The sequence below is a fragment of the Pseudomonas sp. BAY1663 genome, from assembly GCF_000582595.1.
GTDB lineage: Bacteria > Pseudomonadota > Gammaproteobacteria > Pseudomonadales > Pseudomonadaceae > Stutzerimonas > Stutzerimonas stutzeri_AF.
This window is the reverse complement of the sequence record NZ_AZSV01000113.1, coordinates 1-11,875: the sequence shown is the minus strand read 5'-3', so window position 1 is coordinate 11,875 and position 11,875 is coordinate 1. Positions and strand designations below refer to the sequence as shown.

Here is an 11,875-nt window from a genome sequence, read left to right as displayed (position 1 = left end):
AACGATGGGACAGGGACGTCCCATCGTGACGGCCCCCGGAGCGGCACCGGAAGGAGGGAACCCCGGCGCAGCCGGGGCCGGATGTCGGGTGCCCTTCTTCTTTGGTTACTTTCTTGTTGGGCAAGCAACAAGAAAGTGACTCGGCCGGGGGGCCGAAACCAGAAGTGTCAGCACACTCGGTAAGCGCCCTGATCACCAAGGCGCAAGCCCAAATCAAATGGCAGCAACACACCCAACCTTGCCAGCCCGGTGTCAATCCTTGCTTCCCCAAGAAAGCGCGATGAACCTTTTTTGCCTGTAAATCATGCGATTGCCGACCGATGCGGAACTAAACCATTCTCAGTCAGCTTTACCCTTTTGCATTCAATGACTTAGGTTTGACAGGCCGCCCCCGCATGGCCAGACTGAATCAATCACCACGGCTTCCCGGGCAGGGCGAACAGATGAAAGGCGACAAGCTGGTCATTCAGCACCTCAACAAGATCCTCGGCAACGAACTGGTGGCCATCAACCAGTACTTTCTGCATGCGCGCATGTACGAGGACTGGGGCCTGGGCAAACTCGGCAAGCACGAATACGACGAATCCATCGACGAGATGAAGCATGCCGACAAACTGATCAAGCGCATCCTCTTCCTCGAAGGCCTGCCGAACCTGCAGGACCTCGGCAAGCTGCTGATCGGCGAGAACACGCGCGAGATGCTCGAGTGCGACCTCAAGCTGGAACAGAGCGGCCTGCAGGACCTGAAGGTCGCTATCGCCTACTGCGAGAGCGTTGGCGACTATGGCAGCCGCGAATTGCTGGAAGACATCCTCGAGTCCGAGGAAGAGCACATCGACTGGCTGGAAACCCAACTGGGACTGATCGACCAGGTAGGCCTGGAAAACTACCTGCAGTCGCACATGGACGACTGAGGCCAGCCAAGGCCGAAAACAAAACGCCCCGATCGAGTCGGGGCGTTTTTCTTTCGGCGGGCTGCAATCGACCCGCTTACTCCTGCTGCTCGGCCGCCTCGGCCTCAGGCTGCTGCGCTTCGTCACCCTTGATGCCCAGCAGTTCCAGGTCGAACACCAGCACCGAGTTGGCCGGGATCAGCGGGCTCGGGCTCTGCTCGCCATAGGCCAGCTCGCTCGGGATGTAGAGCTTGAACTTCTCGCCAACGTGCATCAGCTGCAGGCCTTCGACCCAGCCCGGAATCACGCCGCCGACCGGCAGGTCGATCGGGCTACCGCGCTTGATCGAGCTGTCGAACACGGTGCCGTCGGTCAGGCTGCCCTCGTAGTGCACGGTGACCACGTCGTTCTCGGTCGGCTGGCGACCCTCGGCCGACTTCACCACTTCGTACTGTAGGCCAGACTCGGTGGTCTTCACGCCTTCACGCTTGGCGTTTTCCTCGAGGAACTTCTTGCCCGACTCGATCGCCTTGGCGTTCATCTCGGCCATGCGCTCCTCGGCGCGGGTCTGCAGGAAGGCGAAGGCCTCCATCAACTCCTCGTCGGTGAGCTTCTGCTCCTGCTTGCCGATGGCGTCCTCGATGCCCTGCGCTACAGCCTTGGAATCGAGATCATCCATGCCCTCCTGCGCGAGGCTCTTGCCCATGTTCAGGCCGATGCCATAGGACGCCTTCTGCGCCGGAGTTTCCAGCTTGACGCTCGTCTGCGAGTCGCAGCCGGCCAGGACCAGGCCAACCAGAGCGACTGCCGATGCCAAGCGATGATGTCTCAGTCTCATGCTGTTTCCCTTATATAGGTCGTAGGACGCATCCAAATCGGTGCCGGAGCTTAGCAGGCGCACATGACCGCTGGCTACCGAACCCGCATCATGCACAGGAAGACAGCTGCCACAACAAGAAGTGCATCATGTAGAGCGTTGGCGATTGACTGGGGTCAAGGCGCAGCCGCCATATAGAAATGAATGTAGCGCTGATGAATGCCCCTGTTCACCACCTGCCGGCATCCTGTCGAAGCGCAGCGGATGATGCCCGGCCAGACCGAGCAAGCGCGCGGAAGGCATACTTCAGCCCGCCAGGATCGGCTTCGGCGTCCGAACGGAGGACTCGATATGAACGACATGCCCTTTGCAGCCGTATTGCATGCCGGCGGAGGCGAAGGCGACGCGCTGCTGCTGGAGCTCGCCAGAACGTTGAAACGGCAGGGCTGGCGAGTACGCGGACTGGTCAGCGTACGCGGCAAGGACCCGGGCGGCCGGCTGCCGATGCAGATCGCCGATCTGCGTGACGGACGCATCTTCGATATCTCCCAGGCCCTCGGCCCGGGCTCGCACGCCTGCAGCCTCGATCCCGGCGGCCTGGCCCAGGCCAGCACGGTGCTGCGCGAAGCCCTGAGCGAACGCCCCGACCTGGTGCTGACCAACCGCTTCGGCGTACAGGAGGCCAGTGGCCGGGGCTTCGCCCAGGAAATGCTCGCACTGATGAGTGAGGGTATCCCGCTCCTGACCCTGGTCAGCCCGCAATACCAGGCCGACTGGCAGCGTTTCACCGGCCACCCGGACTGCCTCCTGCCGCTGCGGGAAAGCGCCCTGCTCGCCTGGGCCTACAGCCTGCCCGGCCAGACGCCCACTCGCCTCCCGACTGCAACTGACGGCCGAATCCGGGAAGGATGACCATGAGCCTCGATGACATCGACTTCGCCGAACGCTACCGCCAGCGCCTGCGACGCAGCGAGCGCCCGCCGAAGCCGGCCAGCGACTGGGACAAGCGCGCCGCCGCCATGGGCCACGGCGCCCTCGGCGGGGTCTATGCCGAGGCCTTCGTCCACCGCATGAATCTCGATGGCGCCCGCAGCCTGCTGGACGTCGGCTGCGGTCCCGGCACCATCTGCAGGGCGAGCTGCCGTTGTTCATCTGCCGCAACAAAGCCTGACCGAGCACGGACGCGCGACAGCCTGACAGCAGGCACAGCCACTCGGGCACAAAGCGACCGGCTCGATTGCGCGAGAACGTGAAATAGAAGAAGAGAAATGCCGAAAACGAAAAAAGCGGCCATAGGCCGCTTTCTCGATGCTTCCGGGCGTTCAGTGGACCCAGGAAGCGAATATGGCGCAGCGGACGGGACTCGAACCCGCGACCCCCGGCGTGACAGGCCGGTATTCTAACCGACTGAACTACCGCTGCGCTTAACCTCGAGTGGTGGGTGATGACGGGATCGAACCGCCGACCCTCTGCTTGTAAGGCAGATGCTCTCCCAGCTGAGCTAATCACCCGTTTGCTCTCGAAGTGGGGCGCATTCTAGAGAGGCTTCCCGACCTTGGCAACCCCCTTTTGAAAAAAAAATTGCAGGAGTTCCAAAGACTTAGGAAAACCCTTCGTTTACGGGCGTTTTTCCCTTTTCCGTCGGCGGCACCGGCCGCCAGGGTTGGCCTGCGAACCACGGGAAGGAATAATGTGCGCTTTGCTTTCCGGAGATTTACCCCGCCATGTGGTTTCGCAACCTGCTCGTCTACCGTCTCACCCAGCACGTTCCTTTCGATCCCGAGACACTCGAAGCTGCACTGGCCACCAAACCTGCCCGCCCCTGCGCCAGCCAGGAGTTGAGCACCTATGGTTTCGTCGCACCGTTCGGCAAGGGCGAGGACGCGCCGCTGGTGCATGTCAGCCAGGGCTTCCTGCTGATCGCCACGCGCAAGGAAGAACGCATCCTGCCCGGTAGCGTGGTCAAGGATGCACTGAAGGAAAAGGTCGACGAGATCGAGGCCGAGCAGATGCGCAAGGTCTACAAGAAGGAACGCGACCAGATCAAGGACGAGATCATCCAGGCCTTCCTGCCGCGCGCCTTCATCCGCAAGTCCGGGACCTTCGCCGCGATCGACGCCGAGCGCGGGCTGATCCTGGTCAACTCGGCCAGCCCGAAAAAGGCCGAGGACCTGCTGTCCACCCTGCGCGAGGCCATCGGCTCGCTGCCGGTGCGCCCGCTGACGGTGAAGATCGCCCCCAGCGCCACCCTCACCGACTGGGTCAAGACGCAGAAGGCCGCCGACGACTTCTTCGTGCTCGACGAGTGCGAGCTGCGCGACACCCACGAGGACGGCGGCGTGGTGCGTTGCAAGCGCCAGGACCTGACCAGCGACGAGATCCAGCAACACCTGGAGGCCGGCAAGCAAGTCACCCAGCTTTCCCTGGCCTGGCAGGATAAATTGTCTTTCGTGCTGGACGACAAGACGGTGATCAAGCGCCTGCGTTTCGAAGAACTGCTGCAGGACCAGGCCGAAGAGGATGGCGGCGACGACGCCCTCGCCCAGCAGGACGCCAGCTTCCTGCTGATGATGATGACCTTCCGCGAATTCCTGCCGGCGCTGTTCGAAGCGCTGGGCGGCGAAGAGATCCCGCAGGGTATCTGACCGGTTCCGCGGCGATGGCAGGCCCACGGGCCTGCCAAGTTTCAAAAAGCATCGCTCCGGGCCGGGCAACCCACAGGGATACGCTGAATGCCGCAAGCCCGTTCTTCGTAGGAGCGCGCCATGCGCGCGAATCGCGGGCGTGGCGCGCTCCTACCATATGATCCTGCATCCTGCGTGAACGGGATCGATGACCTGAACGGCATTACGCCCGAACCCCGATTTCCCCGCCGCGCTGCAGGTCCCTAGCGAACCCCCAGGCGCACCGCCAGCGCTCCGCCCAGGGGCTCGCCCAGCAGCCAGACCAGAAAACGCTCGATGAACTCCGGCACGTCGAGAAACAGCGCCCCGCACACCAGCACGGTCATCAGCGAAACGACCAGGAACAGCTGCGGGATCGCCAGCTTCAGCAGCACCAGCAAGACGATGGCGATCAGCGCCGAGACGACCATGAACAGTGCGTTGAGGATATTGTTCGCCGCCACCACCCGCGAGCGTTCGTGCACCACGCTGCGCGACTGGATCAGCGCGTACAGCGGCACGATATAGAGCCCGCCGAACACCCCGAGCCCGAGAATGTCGGCGAGGACCCACCAGGCCCGTGGTTCGGCCAGCAGCGCCAGCCAGTCCAGCGGCGCCGCAACCGCCGGGAAGCCGCCGGCATGCCACCACAACAGCACGCCGAACAGGCTCAGCCCGAGAGCGCCGAACGGCACCAGGCCGATCTCCACATGGTGCCGCGACATCCGCTCGCAGAGCAGCGAACCCAGCGCGATGCCCACCGAGAACAGCGTGAGGATCAGCGTCACCACGCTCTCGTCGCCATTGAGCAGGTCCCGCGAGAAGGCCGGAATCTGCGTCAGGTAGGTCGCCCCGAGGAACCAGAACCAGGAATTGCCCAGCATCGCCCGCGAAACCGCCTTCTCCTGGCCGAGGCCGAGCTTGATGATCCGCCAGGACTGGCGCAGCACGTGCCAGTCCAGCCGCAGCGTCGGCAACGCCGCGGTCGCCGCGGGAATCGCAAGGCTGGACAAATAGCCCGCCAGCGCGATCAACACCACGCTGGCCGCCACCAGGCCGGCATAGCCGCTGCTGGCCATCAGCACACCAGCGCCGATGGTGCCGCCGAGGATCGCCAGGAAGGTGCCCATCTCCACCAGCGCGTTGCCGCCGACCAGCTCGTCCTCGGCGAGCTGCTGCGGCAGGATCGAATACTTCACCGGGCCGAACAGCGCCGACTGCGTGCCCATGCAGAACAGCACCACCAGCAGCAGCGGCAGGCTGCCCAGCAGCATTCCGGCCGCCCCGGCGAGCATGATCAGGATCTCGGCGAACTTGACCCGGCGGATCAGCCAGGCCTTCTCGAACTTCTCGCCGAACTGCCCGCCCAGCGCGGAGAACAGGAAGAACGGCAGGATGAACAGCAAGGCGCAGAGGTTGATCAGCAGGCTCGTGTCGGCGCTGCTGCCGAGCTTGAAGAGGATCGCCAGGATCAGCGCCTGCTTGAACACGTTGTCGTTGAACGCACCCAGCAACTGGGTGCAGAAGAACGGCAGGAAGCGGCGCTTGCCGAGCAGGCGGAATTGCGAGTGCTGGGTCATCGAATCGGTACGCTCCGTGACTCGGGACGAGAATCAGGCGGGCGGCGACCGTTCATAGCGGCAACTGTCCGAACGCCCAGCGCAACAGGAAGAAGCTCAGCAGGCCGCCGGCGATGGTCGCCAGCAGGTTGCGACTGAAGGCGGCGATGACAATGGCCAGAATGCCCGCCAGCAGATAGGCATTGTCCCAGCGCAGCGCCCACTCGCCACCCGGCATCAGCATGCCCGGCACCACGATGGCGGTGAGCACGGCCACCGGTACGTAATGCAGGCCCTGCTCCACCAGCCGCGGAAAACGCAGGTCCGGCCAGGCGAAGAAGCTGTAGCGGATCAGGAAGGTGATCGCCAGCATGCCGAAGATGAGCAACCAGGTATTCATAGCTCCCCCGCTGCCCGGGCCACGGCCTCGGCCTGCCGCTCGAGCCAGACCCCGACGACGATGCCGGCCAGCGCCGCGGCGATCAGCCCGAGCTTGTACGGCAACGCCCAGGTCAGCAACGCCACCGCGCCGGCCACCACGGCCGACGCCACCTGCGGGCGGGTACGCATCATCGGCACGGCGATGCCGATGAAGGTCGCGATCATGGCGAAATCCAGGCCCCAGCTGGCGATGTCCGGCACGGCCTGGCCAAAGGCGATGCCGGCCAGCGTCGACAGCTGCCAGTTCAAATACATGGTCAGCGCCGCGCCGAGGAAGAACCAGTGCTTGTTCGGCGAATCGTCCTCGCGGGCGTAGCGATGCTGCACCACCGCGAACGCCTCGTCGGTCAGCCAGAAGGCCAGCGGCCCGCGCCAGCCGCCCGGCAGATGGCGGACGAAAGGCTGCAGCGCCGCGCTGTACAGCGCATGGCGCAGGTTCACCACGAAGGTGGTCAGCAGCACCACCAGCGCGCCCACGCCGCCAGTGAGCAGGGTAATCGCGATGAACTGCGCCGAGCCGGCGAACACCAGGGCCGACATGCCCATCGCCTGCCAGCCGGAAAGGCCGGCGCCGATCGCCAGGGTGCCGAAGATGATGCCGAACGGAATCGCGCCGAGCACCAGCGGCAGGATGTCGCGGCAACCGTGAAAGAACTCTTGCGAGCGGGACATCGGAATTCCTCGAGCCAACCACGCGACGGATCATGCACCGCCGTCACGACGCCCCGAGCGTAGCGCAAGGATGGGACGGGCAGATGAACCGGGCGAGCAGCCACCGCGAAAACCGTAAACCTTAACCGAAGTCGGCCCGCCAGGCGATGCGGATGGACGATGCTTTTCGAGCGGCACGGCCTCTGGCAGTCCTTCGGCCGGCAATCGCCGCGAGGGCGCGCCGCCCACAGGGTTCGGTGTGCACAGCCTGCTTTTGTGGGAGGCCCGCCCCCGGGGCGATGCTTTTGAGCTTCAAGTCCCCGCCTCAGCTCGCCGCCAGCCGCTGCTTGATCGCCGGCCATTCCTGGTCGGTGATGCTGTAGAGCACGGTGTCGTCGAGCCGGCCATCGGCCAGGCGCCGATGATTGCGCAGCAGCCCCTCGCGCTGGGCACCGAGCTTCTCGATCGCCCGTTGCGAGCGCAGGTTGCTCGCCGCGGTCTTCAACTGCAGCCGCACCAGTTGCCAGTCCTCGAATGCGTGGCGCAGCAGCAGGTACTTGATCGAGGCGTTCAGCCACTGCCATGCTCGCCCCGATCGAGCCAGGTCCAGCCAAGCTCGGCAGCCGGCAGGCTGGGCATGAAGTCGGCAAAACGCGTGGTGCCGACCAGCCGGTCGGCGACGCGCAGGCTGAACGCCACCGCCCGGCCCTCGCGCTGCTCGGCCAGGGCGTGGCGATACCAGTCGGGGCGTAGCGGACCGTTCAGGTAGACCAGCTCGTCGCGGTTGCGCTCGGCCAGGGCGACCAGCTCCGGAATGTCGGCTTCCATCAGGGGGTCCAGGCGCAAAGCGCCACGCTGCAGGGTGACCGGACGCGGCATGAACATGAAAAACCTCCTACCGATGGGTTCGGACCAGCGGCGCTACGGGAAGTGCCCTCGGGTGGTTGGCGATCCTGCCGCCAAGCCCGTTCTAGACACATGCGACCTTGGTCGCAGCCCTTAACACGGGGCGCACTAATACTGCGAAACTTCGCGAATTCATCATACTAACGAGTCGCCGGGTCTGGTTTCATTCGTGCTTCGCATATTCATGCCGGCCGAACCCGACCTGCCGCTTTTCCTTGTTATCTGGAGTTTGCATGACGCTGTCCGGCGGGCTGATCGCTGCGGTCGCCCTCGTCTACATGGCCATCCTGTTCGCCATTGCCTTCTATGGCGATCGCAATCGCGATTCGATGTCGCCACGCCTGCGTCCCTGGGTCTACAGCCTGTCGCTGGCGGTCTGGTGCACCAGCTGGACCTTCTTCGGCGCGGTGGGCCAGGCCGCCGAGCAGCTCTGGGCGTTCCTGCCGATCTATCTCGGGCCGATCCTGCTGCTGCTGTTCGCACCGCACGTGCTGCAGAAGATGATCATGATCAGCAAGCAGGAGAACATCACCTCCATCGCCGACTTCATCGCCGCCCGCTACGGCAAGTCGCAGCTGCTGGCGGTGGTGGTGACACTGATCTGCCTGGTCGCCGTGGTGCCCTATATCGCCCTGCAGCTCAAGGGCATCGTGCTGGGCGTGAACGTGCTGATCGGCACCAATGTCGAGGCCACGGGCACCGGTACGCGCGACACCGCGCTGATCGTCTCGATCGTGCTGGCGCTGTTCACCATCCTCTTCGGTACGCGCAACCTGGACGTCACCGAACACCACCGCGGCATGGTGCTGGCGATCGCCTTCGAATCGCTGGTCAAGCTGCTGGCCTTCCTCGCCGTCGGCGCCTTCATCACCTACGGCCTGTACAACGGCTTCGGCGACCTGTTCAACCAGGCGCACGATGCCGCCGAGCTCAGCGAGTACTGGGGCGAGACCGTCAACTGGTCGTCGATGCTGGTGCAGACCACCGTGGCGATGATGGCGATCGTCTGCCTGCCGCGGCAGTTCCACGTCACCGTGGTGGAGAACATCGAACCGCGCGACTTCCGCCTGGCGCGCTGGGTATTCCCGCTCTACCTGGTGCTCGCCGCGGTGTTCGTGGTGCCGATCGCCCTCGCCGGGCAGATGCTGCTGCCCGACGGCGTGACCCCGGACTCCTTCGTCATCAGCCTGCCGCTGGCCGAGCAGCACCCGTGGCTGGCGATGCTCGCCTTCATCGGCGGCGCCTCGGCGGCGACCGGCATGGTGATCGTCGCCAGCGTGGCGCTGTCGACCATGGTTTCCAACGACATGCTGTTGCCCTGGCTGCTGCGCCGCCAGGAAGCCGAACGCCCATTCGAGGCCTTTCGCCACTGGATGCTCTCGGTACGCCGCATCAGCATCGTGCTGATCCTGCTGCTGGCCTACGTCAGCTACCGCCTGCTCGGCTCCACCGCCTCCCTGGCGACCATCGGCCAGACCGCCTTCGCCGCCATCACCCAGCTGGCGCCGGCGATGGTCGGCGCGCTGTATTGGAAACAGGCCAATCGCCGCGGCGTCTTCGCCGGGCTGGCCGCCGGCGCGGCCATCTGGTTCTACACGCTGATCCTGCCGCTGCTCGGCTGGCCGCTGGAGATGTTCCCCGGGCTGGAATGGCTCTACGGCAACCACCTGGCTTCGGCATCAGCGCGCTGACCGTCGGCGTGACGCTGTCGCTGGCCGGCAACTTCACGCTGTTCTTCTGGGTATCGATCCTGACCCAGACCCGCGTCGCCGAACACTGGCAGGCCAGCCGCTTCATCGGCCAGGAAGTCACCTCGCCCAGCAGCAGCCGCCGCCTGCTCGCCGTACGCGTCGAAGACCTGCTGACGCTGGCCTCGCGCTTCGTCGGCGCCGAACGCGCCGAGCTCAGCTTCCAGCGCTTCGCCCGCCGCCACGGCCAGGACTTCTCGCCCAAGCACCAGGCCGACGGCCAGTGGATCGCCCACACCGAGCGCCTGCTCGCCGGCGTGCTCGGCGCCTCCTCCACCCGCGCGGTGGTCAAGGCCGCGCTGGAAGGCCGCGACATGCAGGTCGACGACGTGGTGCGCATCGTCGGCGAAGCCTCGGAGGTGCTGCAATTCAACCGCGCGCTGCTGCAAGGCGCCATCGAGAACATCACCCAGGGCATCAGCGTGGTCGACCAGTCGCTGCGCCTGGTGGCCTGGAACCACCGCTACCTCGAACTCTTCGAGTATCCGGACGGGCTGGTCTACATCGGCCGGCCGATCGCCGACATCATCCGCTACAACGCCGAGCGCGGCCTGTGTGGCCCGGGCGACCCGGATACCCACGTGGCCAAGCGCCTGTACTGGATGCGCCAGGGCCGCGCGCACACCTCCGAGCGGCTGTTCCCCAACGGCCGGGTGGTCGAGCTGATCGGCAACCCGATGCCCGGCGGCGGCTTCGTCATGAGCTTCAGCGACATCACCGCCTACCGCGAGGCCGAACGCGCGCTGAAGGACGCCAACGAAGGCCTGGAACAACGCGTCAGCGAACGCACCCAGGAGCTGTCGCAACTGAACCAGGCACTGATCGAGGCCAAGAGCACTGCCGAGGCGGCGAACCAGTCGAAGACCCGCTTCCTCGCCGCGGTCAGCCACGACCTGATGCAACCGCTGAACGCCGCCCGGCTGTTCTCCGCCGCGCTCGCCCACCAACAGAACGGGCTCCCCAAGGAGACTCAGGAACTGGTGCAGCACCTGGACAGCTCGCTCCGTTCGGCCGAAGACCTGATCACCGACCTGCTGGACATCTCGCGCCTGGAAGGCGGGCGGATCACCCCGGAACGCAACGCCTTCCCGCTGGCCACGCTGTTCGACACCCTGGGCACGGAATTCACCGCCCTGGCGCGCGAGCAGGGCATCGACCTCCGTGTGCACGGCAGCAAACTGCGGGTCGACAGCGACATGCGCCTGCTGCGTCGCGTGCTGCAGAACTTCCTCACCAATGCCTTCCGCTACGCCAAGGGCCGGGTGGTGCTGGGCGTGCGCCGGCAGGGCAAGTCCCTGCGCCTGGAAGTCTGGGACCGTGGCCCGGGCATTCCGCAGGACAAGCTGAAAGTGATCTTCGAGGAATTCAAGCGCCTGGACAGCCACCAGACCCGCGCCGAGAAGGGCCTGGGCCTGGGCCTGGCAATCGCCGACGGCCTCTGCCACGTGCTCGAACACCCGTTGGAGGTCCGCTCCTGGCTCGGCAAGGGCAGCGTGTTCAGCGTGACCGTGCCGATCGCCCGGCAGACCAGTCAACCACGCAAGCCGAACGGCCTGGGCGAGACGCAACACTCCGCCCTGACCGGCACCCAGGTGCTGTGCATCGACAACGAGGACAGCATCCTGATCGGCATGAACAGCCTGCTCACGCGCTGGGGCTGCCAGGTCTGGACGGCGCGCGACCGCCAGGATTGCGAGAACCTGCTGGCCGAGGACATTCGCCCGCAACTGGTGCTGGTCGACTACCACCTCGACGGCGGCCAGACCGGCACCGACCTGATGGCCTGGCTGCGCGCCCGCCTGGGCGAGCCGGTACCGGGGGTGGTGATCAGCGCCGATGCGCGGCCGGAACTGGTCGCGGCGATCCATGCCAGCGGGCTGGATTTCCTCGCCAAGCCGGTCAAGCCCGCGGCGTTGCGGGCGTTGATGAGTCGTCATCTGACGTTGAGATGAGGGCTTCGGGAGTTATCGGTCTCAGAGGGTGTTGACACCGGACTGGCAAGTTTGGGTGTTGCTGCCATTTGGTTTGGGCTTGCGCTTGGTGATCAGGGTGCTTACCGAGTGTGCTGACACTTCTGGTTTCGGCCCCCCCGGCCGAGTCACTTTCTTGTTGCTTGCCCAACAAGAAAGTAACCAAAGAAGAAGGGCACCCGACATCCGGGTCTGACCGCTGCGCGGCCAGACTTCCCTCCTTCCGG

At 65.1% G+C, this 11,875-nt stretch carries 9 protein-coding genes, 2 tRNA genes and 2 pseudogenes; 5 read left to right on the top strand and 8 right to left on the bottom strand.

Annotated elements, in window-relative coordinates:
- The first annotated feature begins 443 nt into the window (after positions 1–443).
- Positions 444–914: a bacterioferritin gene (gene bfr / locus BAY1663_RS20605; protein ID WP_037044500.1), complete on the top strand. Its 471-nt coding sequence runs from the start codon at positions 444–446 to the stop codon at positions 912–914.
- Positions 915–990: 76 nt separating this feature from the next.
- On the opposite strand, the gene BAY1663_RS20600 is transcribed toward bfr, so the two are convergent.
- Positions 991–1,725: an FKBP-type peptidyl-prolyl cis-trans isomerase gene (locus BAY1663_RS20600; RefSeq protein ID WP_164838483.1), complete on the bottom strand. Its 735-nt coding sequence runs from the start codon at positions 1,723–1,725 to the stop codon at positions 991–993.
- A gap of 336 nt (positions 1,726–2,061) precedes the next feature.
- Between BAY1663_RS20600 and BAY1663_RS20595 the strand changes: the two genes are divergently transcribed.
- Together BAY1663_RS20595 and BAY1663_RS25540 are read left to right on the top strand one after the other, a co-directional pair.
- On the top strand, positions 2,062–2,622 hold the full coding sequence (locus tag BAY1663_RS20595; protein WP_037044494.1) for a DUF2478 domain-containing protein: 561 nt from the start codon (positions 2,062–2,064) through the stop codon (positions 2,620–2,622).
- A gap of 2 nt (positions 2,623–2,624) precedes the next feature.
- On the top strand, positions 2,625–2,963 hold the full coding sequence (locus BAY1663_RS25540) for a hypothetical protein (protein WP_037044491.1): 339 nt from the start codon (positions 2,625–2,627) through the stop codon (positions 2,961–2,963).
- Positions 2,964–3,055: 92 nt separating this feature from the next.
- On the opposite strand, the gene BAY1663_RS20585 is transcribed toward BAY1663_RS25540, so the two are convergent.
- Positions 3,056–3,132, bottom strand: a tRNA-Asp gene (locus BAY1663_RS20585).
- Positions 3,133–3,145: 13 nt separating this feature from the next.
- A tRNA-Val gene (locus BAY1663_RS20580) sits at positions 3,146–3,221 on the bottom strand.
- Positions 3,222–3,434: 213 nt separating this feature from the next.
- Between BAY1663_RS20580 and rdgC the strand changes: the two genes are divergently transcribed.
- Positions 3,435–4,355, top strand: a complete 921-nt coding sequence (gene rdgC / locus BAY1663_RS20575; protein WP_037044488.1) for a recombination-associated protein RdgC — start codon at positions 3,435–3,437, stop codon at positions 4,353–4,355.
- A gap of 242 nt (positions 4,356–4,597) precedes the next feature.
- Here rdgC and BAY1663_RS20570 read toward each other — a convergent pair whose 3' ends face one another.
- The 4 genes and pseudogenes from BAY1663_RS20570 to BAY1663_RS20555 form a co-directional block, all read right to left on the bottom strand.
- Positions 4,598–5,953, bottom strand: a complete 1,356-nt coding sequence (locus BAY1663_RS20570) for an acyltransferase (RefSeq protein ID WP_037044485.1) — start codon at positions 5,951–5,953, stop codon at positions 4,598–4,600.
- A 52-nt stretch (positions 5,954–6,005) separates the two neighbouring features.
- A complete protein-coding gene (locus BAY1663_RS20565) occupies positions 6,006–6,332 on the bottom strand; it encodes an AzlD domain-containing protein (protein ID WP_037044482.1) in 327 nt (108 codons plus the stop codon).
- The gene (locus BAY1663_RS20560) at positions 6,329–7,045 is read right to left on the bottom strand and encodes an AzlC family ABC transporter permease (protein ID WP_037044479.1); all 717 of its coding nucleotides are present in this window, start codon (positions 7,043–7,045) and stop codon (positions 6,329–6,331) included. The genes BAY1663_RS20565 and BAY1663_RS20560 overlap by 4 nt, the downstream gene beginning before the upstream one ends.
- A gap of 304 nt (positions 7,046–7,349) precedes the next feature.
- Positions 7,350–7,909, bottom strand: a pseudogene (locus BAY1663_RS20555) (GNAT family N-acetyltransferase).
- Between the two features lie 254 nt (positions 7,910–8,163).
- Between BAY1663_RS20555 and BAY1663_RS20550 the strand changes: the two are divergent.
- Positions 8,164–11,630, top strand: a pseudogene (locus BAY1663_RS20550) (NahK/ErcS family hybrid sensor histidine kinase/response regulator).
- A 21-nt stretch (positions 11,631–11,651) separates the two neighbouring features.
- Here BAY1663_RS20550 and BAY1663_RS24845 read toward each other — a convergent pair.
- Positions 11,652–11,875 (bottom strand): hypothetical protein (locus BAY1663_RS24845; protein WP_218186691.1); only part of this gene is annotated, 224 nt, incomplete at its 5' end.